The 19,879-nt window shown below is 70.3% G+C and carries 20 protein-coding genes; 12 read left to right on the top strand and 8 right to left on the bottom strand.

Annotated features, from left to right (window positions below):
• Window positions 1-26 precede the first annotated feature (26 nt).
• The 6 genes from E3O39_RS15605 to E3O39_RS15580 all read left to right on the top strand — a co-directional run bounded on the left by E3O39_RS15605 (window position 27) and on the right by E3O39_RS15580 (window position 5,171).
• The gene (locus E3O39_RS15605) at window positions 27-599 is read left to right on the top strand and encodes a TetR/AcrR family transcriptional regulator (RefSeq protein WP_134446214.1); all 573 of its coding nucleotides are present in this window, start codon (window positions 27-29) and stop codon (window positions 597-599) included.
• A gap of 138 nt (window positions 600-737) precedes the next feature.
• Window positions 738-1,232: a DUF3151 domain-containing protein gene (locus E3O39_RS15600; RefSeq protein WP_134446215.1), complete on the top strand. Its 495-nt coding sequence runs from the start codon at window positions 738-740 to the stop codon at window positions 1,230-1,232.
• Entirely contained in the window at window positions 1,232-2,518 is a 1,287-nt protein-coding gene (locus E3O39_RS15595; RefSeq protein WP_134446216.1) for an adenylosuccinate synthase, read from the top strand. Before E3O39_RS15600 ends, E3O39_RS15595 begins: the two co-directional genes overlap by 1 nt.
• Before the next feature lie 297 nt (window positions 2,519-2,815).
• Window positions 2,816-3,703 carry a DMT family transporter gene (locus E3O39_RS15590; RefSeq protein WP_134446376.1) on the top strand — a complete coding sequence of 296 codons (888 nt, stop codon included), beginning with the start codon at window positions 2,816-2,818 and terminating at the stop codon, window positions 3,701-3,703.
• Window positions 3,704-3,807: 104 nt separating this feature from the next.
• Window positions 3,808-4,239 carry a chorismate mutase gene (locus E3O39_RS15585; RefSeq protein WP_134446217.1) on the top strand — a complete coding sequence of 144 codons (432 nt, stop codon included), beginning with the start codon at window positions 3,808-3,810 and terminating at the stop codon, window positions 4,237-4,239.
• A complete protein-coding gene (locus tag E3O39_RS15580; RefSeq protein ID WP_134446218.1) occupies window positions 4,236-5,171 on the top strand; it encodes an SDR family NAD(P)-dependent oxidoreductase in 936 nt (311 codons plus the stop codon). The genes E3O39_RS15585 and E3O39_RS15580 overlap by 4 nt, the downstream gene beginning before the upstream one ends.
• Window positions 5,172-5,422: 251 nt before the next feature.
• On the opposite strand, the gene E3O39_RS15575 is transcribed toward E3O39_RS15580, so the two are convergent.
• Complete coding sequence (locus E3O39_RS15575) at window positions 5,423-6,148, bottom strand: hypothetical protein (protein WP_134446219.1); 726 nt, start codon at window positions 6,146-6,148, stop codon at window positions 5,423-5,425.
• A 361-nt stretch (window positions 6,149-6,509) separates the two neighbouring features.
• Window positions 6,510-8,816: a phosphoribosylformylglycinamidine synthase subunit PurL gene (purL, locus tag E3O39_RS15570; RefSeq protein ID WP_134446220.1), complete on the bottom strand. Its 2,307-nt coding sequence runs from the start codon at window positions 8,814-8,816 to the stop codon at window positions 6,510-6,512.
• Window positions 8,817-9,030: 214 nt separating this feature from the next.
• On the opposite strand from purL, the gene E3O39_RS15565 reads away from it, so the two are divergent.
• The 3 genes from E3O39_RS15565 (at window position 9,031) to mgrA (ending at window position 11,830) form a co-directional block, all read left to right on the top strand.
• Window positions 9,031-9,381 (top strand): YciI family protein, encoded by a 351-nt coding sequence (locus E3O39_RS15565; RefSeq protein WP_134446221.1) that lies wholly within the window; start codon window positions 9,031-9,033, stop codon window positions 9,379-9,381.
• Window positions 9,381-10,724 carry an RNA polymerase sigma factor gene (locus E3O39_RS15560; RefSeq protein WP_134446222.1) on the top strand — a complete coding sequence of 448 codons (1,344 nt, stop codon included), beginning with the start codon at window positions 9,381-9,383 and terminating at the stop codon, window positions 10,722-10,724. The genes E3O39_RS15565 and E3O39_RS15560 overlap by 1 nt, the downstream gene beginning before the upstream one ends.
• A gap of 80 nt (window positions 10,725-10,804) precedes the next feature.
• Entirely contained in the window at window positions 10,805-11,830 is a 1,026-nt protein-coding gene (gene mgrA / locus E3O39_RS15555; protein ID WP_134446223.1) for an L-glyceraldehyde 3-phosphate reductase, read from the top strand.
• A 130-nt stretch (window positions 11,831-11,960) separates the two neighbouring features.
• Here the strand turns inward: mgrA and purQ are convergent, their stop codons facing one another.
• The 3 genes from purQ to E3O39_RS15540 all read right to left on the bottom strand — a co-directional run bounded on the left by purQ (window position 11,961) and on the right by E3O39_RS15540 (window position 14,387).
• Window positions 11,961-12,659 (bottom strand): phosphoribosylformylglycinamidine synthase subunit PurQ, encoded by a 699-nt coding sequence (purQ, locus tag E3O39_RS15550; protein WP_134446224.1) that lies wholly within the window; start codon window positions 12,657-12,659, stop codon window positions 11,961-11,963.
• Window positions 12,659-12,934, bottom strand: a complete 276-nt coding sequence (purS, locus tag E3O39_RS15545; protein WP_134446225.1) for a phosphoribosylformylglycinamidine synthase subunit PurS — start codon at window positions 12,932-12,934, stop codon at window positions 12,659-12,661. Before purS ends, purQ begins: the two co-directional genes overlap by 1 nt.
• Window positions 12,935-13,007: 73 nt before the next feature.
• Entirely contained in the window at window positions 13,008-14,387 is a 1,380-nt protein-coding gene (locus tag E3O39_RS15540; RefSeq protein WP_134446226.1) for a kynureninase, read from the bottom strand.
• Between the two features lie 198 nt (window positions 14,388-14,585).
• Here E3O39_RS15540 and E3O39_RS15535 point away from each other — a divergent pair, with 198 nt between their 5' ends.
• The 3 genes from E3O39_RS15535 (at window position 14,586) to E3O39_RS15525 (ending at window position 17,466) form a co-directional block, all read left to right on the top strand.
• Window positions 14,586-15,287: a TetR/AcrR family transcriptional regulator gene (locus E3O39_RS15535; RefSeq protein WP_134446227.1), complete on the top strand. Its 702-nt coding sequence runs from the start codon at window positions 14,586-14,588 to the stop codon at window positions 15,285-15,287.
• A complete protein-coding gene (locus E3O39_RS15530) occupies window positions 15,288-16,391 on the top strand; it encodes a LacI family DNA-binding transcriptional regulator (RefSeq protein ID WP_134446228.1) in 1,104 nt (367 codons plus the stop codon). It abuts the gene before it with no gap.
• 73 nt (window positions 16,392-16,464) lie between these two features.
• Window positions 16,465-17,466, top strand: a complete 1,002-nt coding sequence (locus E3O39_RS15525) for an alpha/beta fold hydrolase (protein WP_166787245.1) — start codon at window positions 16,465-16,467, stop codon at window positions 17,464-17,466.
• Between the two features lie 18 nt (window positions 17,467-17,484).
• Here E3O39_RS15525 and E3O39_RS15520 read toward each other — a convergent pair whose 3' ends face one another.
• The 3 genes from E3O39_RS15520 to E3O39_RS15510 all read right to left on the bottom strand — a co-directional run bounded on the left by E3O39_RS15520 (window position 17,485) and on the right by E3O39_RS15510 (window position 19,821).
• Entirely contained in the window at window positions 17,485-18,321 is an 837-nt protein-coding gene (locus E3O39_RS15520) for a VOC family protein (RefSeq protein ID WP_134446377.1), read from the bottom strand.
• A gap of 98 nt (window positions 18,322-18,419) precedes the next feature.
• Window positions 18,420-18,797, bottom strand: a complete 378-nt coding sequence (locus E3O39_RS15515) for a VOC family protein (RefSeq protein ID WP_134446230.1) — start codon at window positions 18,795-18,797, stop codon at window positions 18,420-18,422.
• 58 nt (window positions 18,798-18,855) lie between these two features.
• Window positions 18,856-19,821 (bottom strand): phosphoribosylaminoimidazolesuccinocarboxamide synthase, encoded by a 966-nt coding sequence (locus tag E3O39_RS15510; protein ID WP_134446231.1) that lies wholly within the window; start codon window positions 19,819-19,821, stop codon window positions 18,856-18,858.
• Window positions 19,822-19,879: the final 58 nt, after the last annotated feature.

Here is a 19,879-nt window from a genome sequence, read left to right as displayed (position 1 = left end):
AACCGAGTGCGACGAAGGGACCGACTATGCCACGTGCGACGGGAACAAAACGGGCGATCCTGGACGCCGCGCTGGAGCTGGCCGCCACCCGCGGGATCACCGGCACCACGATGGACGACGTTGCCGAGCTCGCGCACGTGGCCAAGGGCAGCCTGTACTACAACTTCAGCTCGAAGGACAAGCTCTTCGAGGCGCTGCTGGAGGAGGGGGTCGGCTCGCTCTCCGACTCCCTCCGGGCGGCGCGTGACGGGCTGCACGGGCGGGAGGCGCTCGTCGCGCTGATCGCGGTGCTCCTCGACCTGATCGAGTCGAACGCGGGACTCGCCAAGCTCATGGCGGCCGAGATCTTCCGCACCGACCGGGCCTGGCAGAAGACCCTCTTCGCCCTGCGGCACGAGGCCCTCGCCGTCTTCGCCGAGGCGATCGCCGAGGCCCGTCCGGCCACGGCGGCAGCGGGAACGAGCGGGTTGATGGCGTCGAGCGTCTTCGGTGCCGTGCTCATGGCAGGCCTCGAATGGCTGGTGTTCGATCCCGACCGCGACCGCGACGAGGTCTCCGGGGCCATCCTCGAGTCGCTCTCGGGCGGCCTGCTCGCCTGATCCCGCACCCGGTCGCACTCCGGGTCGCACTCCCGGCCGCGGCGACGCGATGGCGAAACCGGGACATTTCCGGGCATCAGCCCGGGGGTGGCGGCAGGTTCCGTGGGGCTCAGAGTGCTCACCGCGTTAGGATCGAGTGTGACCGGCGAAAACTTGATCGACCAGCCCGAGACCCTCCTTCCCGCGGAACCGGAGGTGATCGCGGCGCTCCGGAGTACCGAAAGCCACGCGTTGCCGTCCCTCGTCGCCGCGCACCCGACGTCCTCCCTGGCCTGGGCGGTGCTGGCGGATGTCGCCCACCTCGAAGGCCGCACCATCGAGGCCTATGCCTTCGCCCGCGTCGGCTACCACCGCGGCCTCGACGCCCTCCGCAAGGCCGGCTGGCGCGGACACGGCCCGATCCCGTGGACCCACGAGCCCAACCGCGGGGTGCTGCGCGCCCTGTATGCGTTGCGCCGCTCCGCCGCCGAGATCAACGAGCAGGACGAGTTCGACCGCCTCACCGTCTTCCTGAACGACGCCGATCCGACCGCGATCGCGCGCATCGACCAGGAAACCATCACGCCAGACGGCTATCGGGCCGATGACCCGGCCCCGATCACCGAGGCGTTTTTCATCCGAGGAGAGAACTAATGCCAGCGATCGTTTTGGTCGGAGCCCAGTGGGGCGACGAGGGCAAGGGTAAGGCCACCGACCTCCTCGGTAGCCGCGTCGACTACGTCGTCAAGTTCAACGGCGGCAACAACGCCGGGCACACCGTGGTGATCGACGGCGAGAAGTACGCGCTGCATCTGCTGCCGTCCGGCATCCTGACCCCCGGCGTCACGCCGATCATCGCGAACGGCGTCGTCGTCGACATCGAGGTGCTCTTCGAGGAGCTCGACGCGCTGATCTCCCGCGGCGTCGACGTGTCCCGGCTGAAGGTGAGCGCCAACGCGCACATCATCACCCAGTACCACCGCACGGTCGACAAGGTCACCGAGCGCTTCCTCGGCAAGCGCCAGATCGGCACGACCGGTCGGGGCATCGGCCCGACCTATGCCGACAAGATCAACCGGGTCGGCATCCGCGTGCAGGACCTCTTCGACGAGAACATCCTCCGCCAGAAGGTCGAGGGCGCCCTCGCCCAGAAGAACCACCTGCTCGTCAAGGTCTACAACCGTCGCGCGATCTCGGTCGACGAGATCGTGACCGACCTGCTCAGCTACGCCGAGCGCCTCCGCCCGATGGTCGCAGACACCGCGCTGCTCCTGCACCAGGCGCTCACTGCGGGCAAGACCGTGCTCTTCGAGGGCGGCCAGGCCACGATGCTGGATGTCGACCACGGCACGTACCCGTTCGTCACGTCCTCGAACGCGACGTCCGGCGGTGCGGTCACGGGATCCGGCATCGGCCCGAACCGGATCGACCGCGTCCTCGCCGTCGTCAAGGCGTACACGACCCGCGTCGGCGCCGGCCCGTTCCCGACAGAGCTCTTCGATGAATCCGGCGAGTTCCTGCGCGCCAAGGGCTTCGAGTTCGGCACCACGACCGGCCGCCCGCGCCGCTGCGGCTGGTACGACGCACCCGTCGCCCGCTACACGGCCCGCATCAACGGGGTCACCGACTTCGTGCTCACCAAGCTCGACGTGCTCACCGGCCTCGCCGCCATCCCGGTCTGCGTCGCGTACAGCGTCGACGGCGTCCGCCACGACGAGGTGCCCGTCTCGCAGTCCGACTTCCACCACGCGAAGCCCATCTACGAGGACTTCCCCGGCTGGACCGAGGACATCACCGGCGTCCGCACCTTCGAGGAGCTGCCGCGGAACGCCCAGGACTACGTGCTCGCGCTCGAGAAGATGAGCGGCGCCCGCATCTCCGCGATCGGCGTCGGCCCCGGCCGCGAAGCGATCGTGTCCCGCCACGACCTGATCAACTGAGAGCTGAGCTGAGCCGGGCCGCAAGGGTCTGAACCGAGAAGAGCGGATGCGCGGGGCGCATCCGCTCTTGTCGTCTCTTGTCGTCTCACGCCGTCGCGCGTCGCTTCGAACGAGCGGATGCTGCCATTCACCGGCGGGTTCCAGACGTTGCGCTCAGAGAGGCCCGACGCCGACGGCCGCACACGTTACAGTCGGCAGGTGACCGATAGCACCGCCCCGCGCGACGCCCCCACTTCTGCAGTACCCGCTCCCGCCGAGCCTGCTCGTCGCGCCGTCGTCGCGCTGCAGTTCCTCGGCATGGGCGTCGTCTGGGGCTCGAGCTTCCTGTTCATGAAGGTCGCCCTCGCCGGAGTGAGCTTCGGGCAGGTCGCCTGGTCGCGCCTCGTGCTCGGCGGCCTCACCCTCGGCCTGATCGTGCTCATCACCCGGCCCCGGGTGAACAACGGCCCCGTGTTGCCGCGCGAAGCGGCCGTGTGGCTGCACTTCCTCGTGATCGCGGTGAGCGGATGCGTCGTGCCGCATCTCCTCTTCGCGTGGGCCGAGCAGTACGTGTCCTCGAGCCTCGCGAGCATCTACAACGCCGTGACACCGATCATGACGGCCCTGATGGCGACCCTCGCCTTCCGCGTCGAACGGCTCGGGCGCGGGCAGGTGCTCGGGGTGGTCGTCGGCATCGCCGGCGTGCTCGTGATCATCGGGCCGTGGCGTTATGCGGCGCTCACCGGGGACCTCTGGGGCCAGCTCGCCTGCCTCGGCGCGGCGGTGTGTTACGGCTTCACGTTCGGGTACACCCGCCGGTTCCTGAGCGGGCGGCCGATCGCGGGGGCGACGTTCGCGTTCCTCAACATCGGGCTCGGCGGGGCGATCATGCTGCTGCTCACGCCGGTGATGGCCTGGCACCCGGTGTCGCTCAGCCCGGCGATCGTCCTGAGCCTGCTCACTCTCGGCGCCCTCGGCACCGGGCTCGCCTACATCTGGAACATCAACGTGCTCCGCGCCTGGGGCCCGACGAACGCGTCGACGGTGACGTACGTGACGCCCGTCGTCGGCGTCGTGCTCGGGGTGCTGCTGCTCGGCGAGACGCTGTCCTGGAACGAGCCGTTGGGCGCGCTCCTCGTGCTGCTCGGCATCCTGCTCGCGCAGAAGCGCATCCGCTTGCCCCTGCCTCGCCGCGCCCTCGCCTAGCCGCGTGACCACTGCCCGCGAAAGCGGGTGAATCGTCGGTCTGCGGCAGCCATAACGACGATTCACCCGCTTTCGCGCCGGGGTGCGCACGGTATCGTTCAGTCATGGCCGAACACGAGGAATTGCCCGCCGGTGCGGGGCGGGATGCGATCGACGAATTGAACGGCATCCGCCAGAGCATCGACAACATCGATGCCGCCCTTATCCACATGCTCGCTGAGCGCTTCAAGTTCACCCAGCAGGTCGGACGACTCAAGGCCAGGCACGGTCTCCCCGCCGCAGACCCCGCGCGGGAGCTGCAACAGATCCAGCGGCTGCGCGCGCTCGCCGAGGAGGCCAGGCTCGACCCCGGTTTCGCCGAGAAGTTCCTCAACTTCATCGTCGCCGAGGTCATCCACCATCACGTGGCGATCGCGGGCGGCCAGCCGGGCGTAGGAGACGGGCAGGCACCCGGCGCTGCCATCGGGGTCATGCCCGATTCGGCGATCGGTGCACCGGCGCCTGCGACTGCGGAACCCGCAGGCCCGGCGTCGTGAGCTGGGACCCGCGTCACCTCCCCGACCAGTCCGGCAAGACCTTCGTCGTCACCGGCGCCAACGCCGGCCTCGGCTTTTTCACAAGCGAACAACTCGCCGCGACCGGTGCGCACGTCGTGCTGGCCTGCCGCAATCCCGTGAAGGCGGATGCCGCGATCGCGGCCATCCGCGGACGGGTACCCGGGGCATCCGTTTCGACGATCAACCTCGACGTCGCCGACGCCGACAGTGTGCGCGCGGCCGCCGTGCTGCTGCTCGAGCTGCCCCGCCTCGACGGACTCGTGCTCAACGCCGGCATCGTGCACCCGCCCCGGACCCGCGAGTCGAGCGCGGCCGGCAACGAGATCGTGCTCGAGACGAACTACCTCGGGCACTTTCACCTCACCGCGCTCACCCTGCCTGCCCTGTTGCGCACGCCAGGCAGCCGGGTCGTCGCGCTCGGCTCGCTCGCGACGCGGCTCGTCGCCTCGCGCCTGGACAACCTGCAGCTCGAGACGGGGTACAGCGGCTGGGTCGCGTACGCGCAGTCGAAGATCGCGATGCAGGTGTTCGGCTTCGAGCTCGACCGGCGGCTCCGGCGTGCCGGACTCGGCGGCCCCGGCGGGGTGCAGAGCCTCGTTGCGCACCCCGGTTACTCGGTGTCGGGGCTGACGCCGGGCATCCGCGGGGTCAACGAGCCGAGCCGGCCGCAGCGTTTCGCCGACAACCTGCAGGGCCTGATCGGCGCCCAGGGCAAGGACCGCGGCGCCTGGCCGACGGTGCGCGCGACCCTCGACACGGATGCCCGCGGCGGCGAGTACTACGGCCCCCGTTTCCTGACCCGCGGCCTGCCTACTCGTCAGCGCCCCACGACCACGAGCCTCGACCCGTCGGTCGCGTCGCACCTCTGGTCCCGCACCGAGTCCCTCCTGGCCCTCCCCTTCCCCCTCTGACCCTCCCGCCTGTACCCTGTCGCCTGACGACCCGTGCGGTCTGCAGCCAGCCGCGAGAGTACGAATTGTGCCCCTTCGCGGTCGGCTAAGGGGCCGTTTCTCCGCTCTCGCGAACCCGTCAGTGCGGCGCCCAGCCGCGAGAGTACGAATTGTGCCCTCATAGGGCGCACCAAGGGGCCGTTTCTCCGCTCTCGCGGGAGGGGTGAGGGATGCCGGGGGCTGGGTCGGCGCAAATGCGACGGCCGGATGGGTCAGGGGCGCCAGCCGCGGTCCCGAAGTGCGGTGTCGACCTTGCGCACGGCCGACGCGCTCTTGAGTCGAAGATGTGTCTTGTTCAGGCGAACCACCCGCCAGTCGGCTTCCATGATCGCATCGAGCCGATCGATGTCCCAGTGATACTGCTCTTCGTCCGTTCGATGCTGCTCGCCGTCGTACTCAACGAGCACTCGATACTCCCGGTAGACGAGGTCGCCCGTCGCAATCTTCCGTCCCGACCTATCCGTTAGGGGAGCGTTCACTTCCGGCTCGGGAAGGCCGGCCCGCACCAGGAGGAGCCGGATCTCGGTTTCCCGCGGTGAGAGCACGCCGGGGCGGACCCAGTCGAGCGCTTCTCTGAGCCGCCGTGCGCCGCGCTTGCCTGCGTGACGCGCCACGCCGGTACGCAGCTCGGCCATGGTCGCGAGGGGTCGCCTCCCTCCGACCAGGGCGTCTCCCATCACAATGAGTTCATCCAGATTGGGCACGGCAGAGAGCTGGCGCCAGACATCGACCGGTGCGGCCACGCGATAACCGCCGATATCGACCAGGCGTACGGTGCCTGGTCGCGCGTGGTGCGCGACGGTCCCTCTCACTCTCTGCCGTTCCGCCGGGTCGTCGACGCAGATATGAATCACGCCGGACGTCGCGAACCTCCGGGGGAGGGGAAGACCGTGCAGGTGCGCTGCCGTCACGTGACTGAAGAACTGGGCCGTCGACATCCGCTCGGAGTATGCCGCTATGAGCGTCGCGATCGTTGCTGGTCCCAATCGTGGTGAGCGGATGCCGTGAAACGGCTGCTCAAGGTCCGCGCCCCTCATTCGCTTCCGCGATACGCCCTCGTGGCGTCCACTGCGGGTGGTGAAGTGTCGGCCACGCAACGCGGGGGGAAGTTCGCGACGTCGTTTCATCCCCCGATGATGCCGATTCCCACGAACGAGCGAGCGTTCTATCCACAGTCCGGCGGCCAGGGACCGCGAGAGTACGAAAATGGCCCCTTCGGATGTCGTGAAGGGGCCATTTTCGTACTCTCGCGCACCACACGCCCGTTCCCGGGGGAGCGGCGGGGGCGGGAGGCCCGGGCTAGGCGAAGTGGGCGGGGAGGGTGGACCTGTGGCGGGAGCGGAGGTCGGCGAGGGAGACCGTGAAGACGTCCTGCACCTCAAGAGCGTCGAGGGTGTTGTCGGTGACGCCGATGCGCAGCACCGGGTACCCGCGGCCCTCGCAGAGGCCGAGGAACTTCACGTCGTCCTCGCGCGGCACCGAGACGATGACGCGGCCGGCCGACTCCGAGAACAGGGCGACGGATGCGTCGATCCCGTCCCGCTCGCAGATGTCGCCGAGCCACACACGGGCTCCGACCCCGAACCGGAGCACGGCCTCGGCGAGAGTCTGCGCGAGCCCGCCGGAAGACAGGTCGTGTGCGCTGTCGATGAGCGCCTCGATCGACGCCGCGTTGAGCAGGCCGGAGAGCCGCGCCTCACCGGGAAGGTCGACGACCGGCGGCACGCCGCCGAGGTGCCCGTGCACGACATCGGCCCAGGCCGAGCCGTCGAGTTCCTCGCGGGTGATGCCGAGCAGGTAGATGTTGTGGCCGTCGTCCTGCCAGCCGCTCGGCACGCGGCGGGCGACGTCGTCGATCACGCCGAGCACGGCGACGACGGGTGTCGGGTAGATCGGCTGGTCGCCGGTCTGGTTGTAGAACGACACGTTGCCGCCGGTGACGGGGATCTCGAGCTCGAGGCATCCGTCGGCGAGGGCCGTGACGGCGCGTTCGAACTGCCACATCACCTCGGGGTTCTCCGGGGAGCCGAAGTTGAGGCAGTCGCTGATGCCGACCGGCACCGCTCCGGTCGCTGCGACGTTGCGGTACGCCTCGGCGAGGGCGAGCTGGGCGCCGCGGTACGGGTCGAGCTGGCAGTAGCGGCCGTTGGCGTCGGTCGCGATGACGAAGCCGAGGCCAGACTCCTCGTCGATGCGGATCATGCCGGCGTCGTCGGGGAAGGAGAGCGCGGTGTTACCGAGCACGTAGCGGTCGTACTGGTCGGTGATCCAGCTGGGGTCTGCGAGGTTGGGCGAGCCCAGCAGCGAGAGGAACTGCGCGCGCAGGTCCGCGGCATCCGTCGACCGGGGCAGAGCCGAGGCCGAGTCGGCCTGCAGCGCGTCGATCCAGGTCGGGTAGGCGACCGGGCGGTCGTAGACCGGGCCGTCGATCGCGACCGTGCGCGGGTCGACGTTGACGATCTCTTCGCCGTTCCAGTCGATGACGAGCCGGCCGGTGTCGGTGACCTCGCCGAGCACGCTCGTCTCGACGTCCCATTTGGCGGTCATCGCGAGGAAGCCCTCGAGCTTCTCCGGCGTGACGACGGCCATCATCCGCTCCTGGCTCTCGCTCATCAGGATCTCCTCGGCGGTGAGCGTCGGGTCGCGCAGCAGCACCTTTTCGAGCTGGATGTACATGCCGCCGTCGCCGTTCGAGGCGAGTTCCGAGGTCGCGCAGCTGATGCCGGCCGCGCCGAGGTCCTGGATGCCCTCGACGAGCTTGTCGCGGAACAGTTCGAGGCAGCACTCGATGAGCACCTTCTCGGCGAAGGGGTCGCCGACCTGCACCGCGGGGCGCTTGGTCGGGCCGTCGGCGCTGAAGGTGTCCGAGGCGAGAATGGATGCCCCGCCGATGCCGTCTCCGCCGGTGCGGGCCCCGAAGAGCACGACCTTGTTGCCCACGCCGCGGGCGTTGGCGAGGTGCAGGTCCTCGTGGCGGAGCACGCCGACCGAGAGCGCGTTGACGAGCGGGTTGCCCTGGTAGACCGAGTCGAACCAGGTCTCGCCGCCGATGTTCGGCAGGCCGAGGCAGTTGCCGTAGAACGAGATGCCGGACACGACGCCGTGCACGACGCGCGCCGTGTCCGGGTCGTCGATGCGGCCGAAGCGGAGGGCGTCCATCACGGCGACCGGGCGGGCGCCCATCGAGATGATGTCGCGCACGATGCCGCCGACGCCGGTCGCGGCGCCCTGGAACGGCTCGATGTAGGAGGGGTGGTTGTGCGACTCGATCTTGAAGGTGACGGCCCAGCCCTCGCCGACGTCGAGCACACCCGCGTTCTCGCCCATGCCGACCATGAGGTTCTTCTTCATGGCGGGGGAGACCTTGTCGCCGAACTGGCGCAGGTACTTCTTCGAGCTCTTGTATGAGCAGTGCTCGCTCCACATCACCGAGTACATCGCGAGCTCGCCGCTCGTGGGGCGGCGGCCGAGGATCGTGCGGATCTCCTGGTACTCGCCCTCGGTCAGCCCGAGGGCGCCGAAGGGCTGGTCCTTGTCCGGGGTGGCGATCGCGTTCGCGACGGTGTCGGCGATGCCGCGGGAGGGGGTGGTGGTAACTGCGGTCACGTGGCGTTCTCCCAGAGATAGCGGATGCTTGGCGCGCCCAGTCTACCGGTTGCCTCCCCTGCACCCCCCGTTCCGATCCCGCTCTCACCGCAGCGGGAACAGTTGTCGGAGATTCGGCCGCCGATGTCCTTTCGGGACCGCCCCGTTCGTTCCTAGAGTAGATCCCACCGTTCCCGATGGGTCATTCGATGAAATCCCCGATGAAGGAGTCACCATGCCCAGCTATGTTGCCCTGACCTACACCCGTGACGTCGACTGGACCGCCCCGGAGCAGGCGGCAGAGATGCAGGAGTACCGCGATTTCGGCCGCGATGCCGAGGCGGTGATCCGCGGCGGTGCCGCGCTCTACCCGACCCAGACCGCGACGACCGTGCGGGTCACCGGCGGCAAGGGCGGCGACGTCGTGATCGGCGACGGCCCGTACGCCGAGACCAAAGAGGCCCTGACCGGCTTCTACCTGCTCGAGTGCGACAGCCTCGACGAGGCGATCCGGCACGCGGCCGCGATCCCCGCCGCCTGGAACGGCGTCGTCGAGGTGCGTCCGACGGTCCCGACCCTGATGTGATGACGGCGACGGATGCCGGTGGCACCGACCCGGCCGGGGCCCTCGCCGCGCTCCTGGTCGCGGAGCGGCGCCGGGTGCTGGCCACCGTCATCCGTCTGACCGGTGATCTGGCCCTCGCCGAGGACGCCGTCCAGGACGCCGCCATCAGCGCCCTGGAGACCTGGCGTCGACTCGGCGTGCCGCCGAATCCGCGCGCGTGGCTCACCCTTGCGGCCAAGCGGCGGGTGATCGACCTGCTCCGGCGGGAGGGCGCGCGGCCGAACAAGGAACGAGAGGCGATCATCCTGGCCGTGCAACGGGCACCCGACGAGACCCCGCCCGGCATCGTCCGCGACGACCAGCTCCGGCTGATCTTCACCTGCTGCCATCCGGCGCTCGCGCAGGAGGCCCAGGTTGCGCTCAGCCTGCACGTGCTCTGCGGTTTGAGCGTCGCAGAGGTCGCCCGGGCGCTCCTCGTTTCAGAGGCGACGATGGCCAAGCGCCTCACCCGGGCGCGACGCAAGATCGCCGACGCCGGCATCCGCTACCGCGTGCCCGACGCGGGGGAACTGCCCGGCCGGCTCGGCGCGGTCGCGACGACCGTGTTCCTGCTGTTCACGGAGGGCTACGCTTCCCGGTCGGCGGATGCCCCTGCCCCCGTGTCGGCGCGGCCTGAGTCCTCCGTGCCGCCCGGCTCGCAGGCGCCGCCCGGCTCGGCTGCGCTGCCCCCGCCGACCGCGCCATCCGGGCCGCCCGGCGCATCCGTTGCAGAGGAAGCGATCCGGCTGGGGCGGCTGCTCGTCGAGCTGATGCCGGGCGAACCCGTGCTCGAGGGACTCCTCGCGACGATGCTGCTCCAGCACTCCCGATTACGCGCCCGGTTCGACGGCGACGGCGACATCGTCCTCCTGGCCGACCAGGACCGGAGTCTCTGGGATCGCTCCCGCGTCGCGGAAGGCATCGAGCTCGCCGCGTCCGCGATCCGCGGCAGCAGCATCCGCCCGGAGCGGTTCGCGGTCACGGCCGCGATCGCCGCCTGCCACGCCCTGGCCGCGGATGCCGCGACCACCGACTGGGACGCCATCATCGCCTGGTACGACGTGCTGCTCGCCCTCGACCCGAGCCCGGTCGTGCGGCTGAACCGGGCGGCCGCCCTCGCCGAGAGCGGCGACCCGGCCGCGGCGCTCGCCGTGGTCGACCGGATCGGCGGCCTCGACGACTACTTCTGGTTCCACGCGACCCGGGCCGAGCTGCTCCGCAGACTGGGGCGTCACCCGGAGGCCGGCGCTGCTGCCCTCGTGGCACGCGAGCTCACCGGATCCGCGGCCCAGCTCCGGCTGCTGGACCGTCGGCATCCGTTGTAAGAGGCAACGCACAGGGTGGGTCCTGACCTCCGCGGCGGGCACCCCCTGCGCGAGCGGATGCACCGTGGCACGATGAAGGGATGACCTACCTTCCGGCTGACACCAGATACGAGTCCATGCCCTACCGCCGCACCGGGAAGAGCGGCCTCAAGCTCCCGGCCGTTTCGCTCGGGCTGTGGCAGAACTTCGGCGGGGTCACCCCGCTCGAGACGCAGCGAGCGATCCTGCGCCGCGCCTTCGACCTCGGCGTGACGCACTTCGACCTCGCCAACAACTACGGCCCGCCGTACGGCAGCGCCGAGAGCAACTTCGGGATTCACCTGAAGCAGGACTTCCGGCCGCACCGCGACGAACTCGTCATCTCGACCAAGGCCGGCTACGACATGTGGGCGGGCCCGTACGGCGAATGGGGATCCCGCAAGTCGCTGCTCGCGAGCCTCGACCAGTCGCTCGGCCGGATGGGCCTCGATTACGTCGACGTGTTCTACTCGCACCGCGCCGACCCGGACACCCCGCTCGAGGAGACCATGGGCGCGCTGCACACCGCCGTCACGAGCGGCCGTGCCCTCTACGCCGGGATCTCCTCGTACTCGCCAGAGCGCACCCGGCAGGCCGCGGCGATCCTCGCCGACCTCGGCACGCCGCTGCTCATCCACCAGCCCTCGTACTCGATGTTCAACCGCTGGGTCGAGGACGACCTGCTGATCACCCTCGAAGACCTCGGCGTCGGCTGCATCGCGTTCTCTCCGCTCGCCCAGGGACTGCTCACCGACCGGTACCTGCACGGGGTGCCCGCGGACTCGCGGGCGGCGCGGGCCGGGTCGATGAAACGCGACATGGTCAGCGACGAGACGCTCGTCCACATCCGTGCCCTCACCGATATCGCCGGGGAGCGCGGGCAGTCGCTCGCCCAGCTCGCCCTCGCCTGGGTGCTGCGGCGCCCGGAGGTGACGTCGGCGCTGATCGGGGCGTCCTCGGTCGCGCAGCTCGAGGCCAACGTCGCCGCCGTGGAGAACCTGGAGTTCACCGCCGCGGAGCTCGACGCGATCGACGCTCACGCCGTCGACGCCGGCATCAACCTGTGGGAAGCATCCGCCGCCGTCTAAACCGAGGCCCCTGTTCGCGAAAGCGGGTGAATCGTCGTTCTGCGGCACTGGAAACGACGATTCACCCGCTTTCGCGGGACCGGGTGTTGTGGGACCGGGCGTTGCGGGACCGGGCGTTGCGGGGTGCGGGTTACGCGCTCGCGAGCATCCGCTCGATCGCCGAGGTGAAGAACGTGAGCCCGTCGGTGCCGCTGCGCATCGCGGACGCGGTGTCGGGACCGAAGCCGGCCTCGACCGCGTGTTCGGGGTGCGGCATCAGGCCGACGACGTTGCCGCGGGCGTTGGTGATGCCGGCGATGTCGTTGAGGGAGCCGTTCGGGTTCAGTCCGACGTAGCGCACCACGACGCGGCCTTCGCCTTCGAGCTCTGCGAGGGTCTCGGCGGAGGCGATGAAGCCGCCCTCGCCGTTCTTCAGGGGGATGGTGATCTCCTGGCCGCTCGCGAAGCCGCTGGTCCAGACGGTGTCGGTGTTCTCGACGCGCAGCTGCTGGTCGCGGCAGATGAACGAGCCGTGGTCGTTGCGGATCAGCCCGCCCTCGAGCAGGTGCGCCTCGGTGAGCATCTGGAAACCGTTGCAGATACCGAGCACCGGCATGCCGCTGTTCGCGGCGTCGATGACCTCGGCCATGATCGGCGAGAGGCTCGCGATCGCGCCCGCGCGCAGGTAGTCGCCGTAGCTGAAGCCGCCGGGCAGCACGATCGCGTCGACACCGCGGAGGTCGTGCTCGCCGTGCCAGAGCGCGACGGGTTCGGCGCCCGCGATCCGGATCGCGCGCTGCGCGTCACGGTCGTCGAGCGATCCGGGGAAGGTGACGACGCCGATGCGCATCAGGCGGAGACCCCGACTGTGCTGTCTGCGCCCACGACGTGGATGCCGACGACGTCTTCGATCACGGCGTTGGAGAGCACGGAGTCGGCGAGTTCGCGCACTTCGGCGAGCACGGCCTCGTCGACGGGCCCGTCGACGGTGAGTTCAAAACGCTTGCCGAGGCGAACGCTCGTGAAGCGGGTCTTGCCGAGGCGGCCGAGGACGCCGGCGACGGCTTTTCCCTGCGGGTCGAGCAGCTCGGCCTTGGGCATAACTTCAACGACGATGGTTGGCATGGTTCACTCCGAGACGTCGGGGGCGTGGATGCCTCGATTCTACAGTCCACACGGCCCGGGCCCGGGTCGGCTGTTACCGCCCGTTGCCGGGGCCACTCTGCCCGAACCCCGCCGCGATCCCGGTCCCCGGCGCGAGGCCCGCCTGCCCGAGCAGGACCCCGCGCAGCACGTCGCGGATCGCCGCGACCCCCTCGAGCGTCTCGACGAAGCTCGTGCTGAGCGGCGACAGCCCGATCCGCAAGCCCTCCGGCCCGCGGAAATCGGGGATGACGTCGTGTTCCCAGAGTGTCGTCGTGACTTGCCGCATCGCCGGGTGGTTGACCGTGACGTGGCCGCCGCGGTGGGTGTGGTCGCGCGGCGACGTGAGCCGCACGCCGAGCGGTACGAGCCACTCGTCGACGAGGGTGATCGCGAATTCGGTGAGCGCGACCGACTTGGCCCGCACCTCCTCGATGCCCGCTTCGCCGATCATCGCGATCGTGTCCTGCATCGCGAGCATGCCGACGACCGGCGGCGTCCCGCTCTGAAACCGGCGGATGCCGTCGGCCGGGTGATACCCCGGCCCCATCGTGAACACGTCCTTCGTGCCCATCCAGCCCTGGATCGGCTGGGTGAGCACGTCCTGGAGGTCGCGGCGCACGTAGCCGAAGGCAGGCGCCCCCGGCCCGCCGTTCAGGTACTTGTACGAGCAGCCGACGGCGAGGTCGACGTCGCAGAGGTCCAGCTCGACGGGAACGGAGCCGACAGAGTGGCTGAGGTCCCAGAGCACGAGGGCGCCGACAGAGTGCGCCGCCGCGGTGATCCGGCGCATGTCGGCGAGGAACCCGGAGCGGTAGGCGACGTGGCTGAGCAGCACGAGCGCCGTCTGCTGGCCGATCGCCGCGCGCACCTGGTCGAGTGAGACCCCGCCTGCGGGATCCGAGTGGATCCAGTGCAGGGTCAGGCCGCGCTCGGCGGCGATGCCCTCGATCAGGTACCGGTCGGTGGGGAAGTTGTCGGTGTCGAGCACGATCTCGGTGCGCGCCGGTTCGGAGCCGACCCTGCGGTAGTCCACCGCGGCCCGGGCGAGCTTATAGAGTAGTACGGTCGTCGAGTCGCCGATGAAGACCTGGCCAGGCGCCGCGCCGAGCGCGACCCGCCCGAGTTCGTCGCCGATCCGGAACGGAAGCTCCATCCACTCCTCGTCCCAGCCGCGGATCAGCCGGGTTCCCCAGTTGTGGGTCAGGAACTCGGTGATCCGCCCGACACTCGCGAGGGTCGGCCGGCCGAGCGAATTGCCGTCGAGGTAGACGAACGGATCGGCCGCGGCACCCGCCGCTGTGCCGGCTTCGGTGCCCACGAACTGCCGACGGTAGTGGGCCAGCCCGTCGATCCGGTCCATCCGGCGGGCGAAGACGAGGTGGGCATCCGTGCCCTCGCCGGCGGTGCGGCTCGGATCGGGGGGAGGCGTCATCGGGAGTCCTCGGTTCTCAGGGATGCTGCGGGCCGTCGGTCGGACCACTGCGGTTCTCCGGCGAGATTCACGGGTTCGCATGTGAGACCCGGTTCTCCGGCGAGATTCTATCCCGGACGAGGGATTCCGGGCGCAGGCACAGGCGACGTGGAGGATTCCCTCCGACTCGTCATAGCTGGGGGACTTACAATCGTCTCCATGACTTCGTCCGAACCGACCCCGCAGGACGGCGCTCAACCGCGTCGGCGCGACGCCCGGCAGAACCGAGAGCGCCTGATCGTCGAGGCGCGGGCTCTCATCGCGCAGAACGGGGTCGACGCCTCGCTCGAGGAGATCGCCCGCCGCGCAGACGTCGGCGTGGCCACGCTCTACCGAAACTTCCCGACCAGGGACGACCTCGTGCGCGCTCTTTACGACATCGCGCTTGCCGAACTCGCGACCGTCCGCGATGAGATCGCCGCTGCTCCGACGGCCTGGGCCGGCATCGAGCTCTACATGGAGCGTGTCGCCGAGTGGCTTGTCGCCGATCCGGCGCTCCCGCACATTCTCAAGCGCATGGAGGTCATCGACCCGGGCAGCGGCAAGGGCACCGAGTTCCAGGCCGTGATCGCCGGCCTCGTCGCCCGCGCCAAGAAGGACGGTGCACTCCGGGCGGATGTCGACGCGGTCGATCTCGCGGTTCTGGTCACCATGGTCGGTTCCCTCGGCACGCACGGCGGCGGCCACACCGGCCAGTGGCGCAGGCAGCTTGCGATCGTGCTCGACGGCCTGCGGCTGCCGGCCACGGACCGGCCCCGGCTGCCCGGCCGGCCGCTCGCCGCCCGCGAGTTCCAGGCCGCGGTGCACGGGCTCACCCGGCGCGCCAAGCGCGCGGCATCCGGTGCCGGTTCCGGACGCTGAGTGAAGATTGCGACCGTCTACGACGTAGCCGCCCACGCGGCGGTGTCGATCGCGACGGTGTCCCGGGTGCTGCGCCGTCCGCATGACGTGCGCGAGTCGACCCGGGAGCGGGTCCTCGACTCCGTGCAGGCCCTCGGCTACGTGCCGAGCGCCAGTGCACGGTGCCTCGCGGCCCAGCGCACCGGCGTCCTCGGCCTGTTCTTCCCCGGCATCGACGACGAGGACGACCGGGGAGAAGCCCCGTTCGTGCAGGACCTGTCGGTCACGATGGTCGTCGACAGGGCCGGCGGCAGCGAGGTCGCCCCGCCGAACCTCTCCTTCGACGGGGTGCTGCGCGGCAGCGAGCGCGAGGCCTGGCGCCACGGTTTCGCCCTCATGGTCGGCGTCGGCAGGGATGCCAATCCCGCCGACATGTTGCGGGACATCGCCGGGCGGGTCGACGCGGTGGCCGTGCTCGCCGGCAGCGTCCCTGACGAACTCCTCAAGCACGTCTCGCGGCGGATCCCCGTCGTACTGATCGGCGGCCCGCGCCGATGCGCCGAGATGGACTTCGACCACGTCAGCGTCAGCAACCGGGAAGGCATGCGGGCGCTCACCGCGCACCTCCTGGAGAGCGGCGACACCACCGACCTCGCCTTCGTCGCCGGCCCCGCCGACTCACCCGACAGCTCCGAGCGGTACCAGGGCTTCGTCGAAGCTCTCGAGGGGGCGGGCCTCGACCCCGCCGCCGCGACGATCCTGCAGGGCGACTTCTCCCGCATCCGTGCCCGCCGGCTCGCCGAAACGCTGCTCACCACCGGGCGGATGCCGCGGGCCCTCGTCTGCGCGAACGACCGGACCGCGCTCGGCATGCTCGACGTGCTCGTGCCGGCGGGCGTGCGGGTGCCGGAGGACGTGATCGTGACCGGCTTCGACGGCATCGAGACCGGCCGCCTGTCGACCCCGCGGCTCACGACGGTGTACCAGCCGATGGTCGAGCTCGGGCGGACGGCGATCCGGGCGATGCTCAGCCGGATCGAGCACCCCGACCAGCCGCCGATCACGGCGCGCCTGCCCGTGAAGGTCCTGCTCCGCGAAAGCTCGGAGGGCACCCTCCCGTCCTGACCAGCGTCGCCTAGGCTGGGAATCCGCGGCAGCACGGCGGCAGCCCGGCCGTCAGGCCGGAATGGAGCGCACCATGAGCACGATCGACCCGACTGCCGGCCCGTCCGCCGGCCCGTCCGTGACCGGGCGGCATTCGGCCGAGGCCCGTACGAGCCCGTCCGCCGGGTCGTCCGCCGGGTCGTTCGACGGGTGGCCAGGGGTCCCGCGGTTCGGCACCCTGCCGGTCCCGCTGGCGGATGCGGTCGCCAACGTCGGCATCGACCTTCCCGTCGGGCGCGTGACGGCCCTGCATGCGCGGCCGGAGGCATCCGCTCGCGGTGTCGTGCTGCTCGTGCCGGGTTTCACCGGTTCGAAGGAGGACTTCGGCGGCTTCCTGCCGCTGCTCGCCGAGCGCGGCTGGGACGCCTGGTCGTACAGCCAGCGCGGGCAGGCGGACTCCGCGGCCCCCGCCGGCGCCGAGAACTACACGCTCGAAGCTTTCGCCAGGGACGTCGTCGCCGTGGCCGCACTCGTCGGCGGCGGCGAACCCGTGCACCTGCTCGGCCACAGTTTCGGCGGGGTCGTCACCCGGGCCGCGGCGATCCTGGCGCCGGGGGCTTTCCTCGACGTCACCCTGCTCTGCTCCGGTCCGCACGGCTGGGCGGGGCGGATGGAGCGCGAGGCGGCGATCGTCCGCGAGCGCGGTTCGGCGGCGTGGTGGAACGAGGACAACCCGCACACCGTCGGTCTTCCGGACGCAGCCCTGACCGCCGACGAAGCGTTCCGCCGTCTGCGGATGGGGGCAACGAGCGACGACCAGCTGCTCGGTGCGGCAGCGATCCTCAGCGACGAGAACGACACCACCGGCGAGCTGCTCGCGACCGGTCTCGACACCCTCGTCGCGCACGGAGTCGACGACCCGGCCTGGCCGCAGGACTGGCAGGCGAGCATGGCCGGCCTGCTCGATGCCCGGTATGCGATCATCCCGGAGGCCGCGCACTCGCCGCAGCTCGAGAATCCGGAGGCGACCGCCGACCTGCTCGACGAGTTCTGGGGTCGCGACCGCGCGCATCCGCCGGTCGAGCCCCAGCAGTAGGCCGCGCGCCCGCCTTCGTCAGGCGGGGAGCGCCGTGCGCACCACGATCTGGTTGCCCCAGGGGTCGTCGAAGCCGAGGGTCTGCCCGTCGTGCCGGGTCGCGATGCCGAAGTGGGACATCCGCTCGGTGAGCGCACCGAGGCCGTCGGCACCGGGCAGCACGATGTCGACCTCGCCGAGGCCGAGGGCGAGGCGGCGCCTGCCCGAGCCGGCGCTGTTCCAGGTGTTCATCGCCATGTGGTGGTGGTACCCGCCGGCCGAGACGAAGAGCGCGGACGGGCCGAAGTTCGCGGTCGCCTCGAAGCCGAGCCGGTCGACGTAGAAGGCGCGGGCGGTGGGCACGTCGCCGACGGAGAGGTGCACGTGACCCACGATGGCGTTGCCTGCACCGGGATCGGACACGCCCTCCTCGGTGAGGTGCTCGCCGATGAAGACGTTGGGGTCGAGGGCGAGGGTGGCCATCTCGACCTGGCCGTGGGCCCAGCTCCACTCGGTGCGGTCGCGGTCCCAGTAGAGCTCGATACCGTTGCCCTCGGGGTCGGTGAAGTAGAACGCCTGGCTGACGAGGTGATCGGCGCTGCCGGTGAAGGTGCCCGGATGCTTCGTTGCGACCGAGTAGACCGCCGCGGCGAGCTGCGCCTGGGTCTCGAACAGGATCGCGGTGTGGAACAGGCCGCTCGAGCGGGGCTCGGGGGCTGCGAGTTCCGGCGCGTGCTGGAGGATCACGATCGGGGTCGTGCCGCGCCCCATCACGGCGATGGGGCCGTCCTGGCTGAGCGGGCTCAGCGTGACGGCGTCGCGGTAGTACGCGATCATGCGGTCGAGGTTGCCGACGCGCAGGGTGACGGCGCCCATTCCGGTCGCCGCGGGCAGGAGTTCTGATGCAGATCTGGTCACACCTGCGTCAACGGATGCCCCCGCCCCGGTATTCCGCCCACGACGGGCGGGGGAAGTCAGTCCTGGTGCAGCTGGATCAGGTTGCCGCAGGTGTCGTCGAAGAGGACGGAGGTGCCGAAGGCATCCGTGTACGGTTCGCTCGTGAACTGCACGCCGAGACGGCCGAGGCGCTCGTATTCGGCGCGGACGTCGGGGCTGCCGAAGACGATCGCGGGCAGGCCGAGGGCACGGATGCCCTGGGCGTACTTCGCGGCGACCTTGTTGTCGCTCGGCTCGAGCAGGAGGCCGACGCCGTCCGGGTCCTCCGTGGACTTGACGATGTACAGCTGGTGCTCCGGCATGGCCAGAAGCTTCTCGAATCCGAGGACGGACGTGTAGAAATCGAACGCGGTGGCGGGGTCTTTCACGTGGACGCTGCACATCTTGATTCGCATGTCGGGAGCGTAACATTCGGCGGCGCCGGGCGCCGAGTCCTGTGACCGCGCGCGTCGGTCAGGCGACAGGGGTGTCCCCGGCGAGCCGGGTGAGCAGTTCGCGGTAGCGGGCGGCGGTGCGCTCGATGATGTCCTCCGGGAGCGCCGGGGGTGTGCCGGTCTGGTCCCAGTGCGCGCTCAGCCAGTCGCGGACGATCTGCTTGTCGAAGCTGGACATCCGCTGTTCGGGGGTCGTGCCGGTCTGCCAGAGTACGGCGTCCCAGTAGCGGCTCGAGTCGCTCGTCAGCACCTCGTCGGCGAGGGTGATCTCTCCGGTCGCCCGGTCGGCGCCGAACTCGAACTTGGTGTCTGCGAGGATCACCCCGTTCTGTTCGGCGATGACGGATGCCCGGCGGAAGATCTCGAGGGAGAGGCGGCGCAGCTCGGCGGCGACGTCGGCGCCGACGAGCTCGACGGTGCGCTCGAAGGAGATGTTCTCGTCATGCTCGCCCATCGGGGCCTTCCACGCGGGCGTGTAGATCGGTTCGGGCAGGCGGTCGCCGTTCTGCAGCCCCGCCGGGAGCGGCAGGCCGCAGACCGTCTGGCTGGCCTGGTATTCCTTCCAGCCCGAGCCGGTGAGGTAGCCGCGCACGACGCACTCGATCGGGAACATGTCGAGGGTCCTGCAGAGCATGGCGCGGCCCGCGGCGGCGGCCGGGATGCCCGCGGCGTCGTCTGTACCAGCGGTGGCAGTATTCGCCAGCAGGTGGTTGGGAATCCCGGCGAGCTGCCCGAACCACCAGAGGCTGAGCGTCGTGAGCAGCACGCCCTTGCCCGGGATACCGGGCTCGAGCACGTGGTCGAAGGCGCTGACGCGATCGCTCGCGACCACGAGCACGCGGGAGGCGGCGTTCAGGTCGGGGGCTGCGGCATCCGCTGCCGGATCGGCCGGGACGTACAGGTCGCGGACCTTGCCGGAATAGGCGTGGCGCCAGCCCGGGAGGTCGAGAGGGGTGGATGCGGTCGGCTGGTCGAGTGCGGTCACGGCCCCATTCTCCCGCACCGGCCCGCCCGCGCGCCAAACCCGCCCCTCCGGCCGTGCC

The sequence above is a fragment of the Cryobacterium sp. MDB2-A-1 genome, from assembly GCF_004402675.1.
Lineage (GTDB): Bacteria > Actinomycetota > Actinomycetes > Actinomycetales > Microbacteriaceae > Cryobacterium > Cryobacterium glucosi.
This window is presented reverse-complemented; position numbering and strand designations above follow the sequence as displayed.

Bases quoted from the DNA above. Each gene is read 5' to 3' on its own strand.
- E3O39_RS15605 (WP_134446214.1), top strand. From the start codon at position 27: ATGCCACGTGCGACGGGAACAAAACGGGCGATCCTGGACGCCGCGCTG.
- E3O39_RS15595 (WP_134446216.1), top strand. From the start codon at position 1,232: ATGCCAGCGATCGTTTTGGTCGGAGCCCAGTGGGGCGACGAGGGCAAG.
- E3O39_RS15590 (WP_134446376.1), top strand. From the start codon at position 2,816: ATGGGCGTCGTCTGGGGCTCGAGCTTCCTGTTCATGAAGGTCGCCCTC.
- E3O39_RS15585 (WP_134446217.1), top strand. From the start codon at position 3,808: ATGGCCGAACACGAGGAATTGCCCGCCGGTGCGGGGCGGGATGCGATC.
- E3O39_RS15575 (WP_134446219.1), bottom strand. From the start codon at position 6,148: ATGTCGACGGCCCAGTTCTTCAGTCACGTGACGGCAGCGCACCTGCAC.
- E3O39_RS15565 (WP_134446221.1), top strand. From the start codon at position 9,031: ATGCCCAGCTATGTTGCCCTGACCTACACCCGTGACGTCGACTGGACC.
- E3O39_RS15560 (WP_134446222.1), top strand. From the start codon at position 9,381: ATGACGGCGACGGATGCCGGTGGCACCGACCCGGCCGGGGCCCTCGCC.
- mgrA (WP_134446223.1), top strand. From the start codon at position 10,805: ATGACCTACCTTCCGGCTGACACCAGATACGAGTCCATGCCCTACCGC.
- purQ (WP_134446224.1), bottom strand. From the start codon at position 12,659: ATGCGCATCGGCGTCGTCACCTTCCCCGGATCGCTCGACGACCGTGAC.
- purS (WP_134446225.1), bottom strand. From the start codon at position 12,934: ATGCCAACCATCGTCGTTGAAGTTATGCCCAAGGCCGAGCTGCTCGAC.
- E3O39_RS15540 (WP_134446226.1), bottom strand. From the start codon at position 14,387: ATGACGCCTCCCCCCGATCCGAGCCGCACCGCCGGCGAGGGCACGGAT.
- E3O39_RS15535 (WP_134446227.1), top strand. From the start codon at position 14,586: ATGACTTCGTCCGAACCGACCCCGCAGGACGGCGCTCAACCGCGTCGG.
- E3O39_RS15525 (WP_166787245.1), top strand. From the start codon at position 16,465: ATGAGCACGATCGACCCGACTGCCGGCCCGTCCGCCGGCCCGTCCGTG.
- E3O39_RS15520 (WP_134446377.1), bottom strand. From the start codon at position 18,321: ATGGGCGCCGTCACCCTGCGCGTCGGCAACCTCGACCGCATGATCGCG.
- E3O39_RS15515 (WP_134446230.1), bottom strand. From the start codon at position 18,797: ATGCGAATCAAGATGTGCAGCGTCCACGTGAAAGACCCCGCCACCGCG.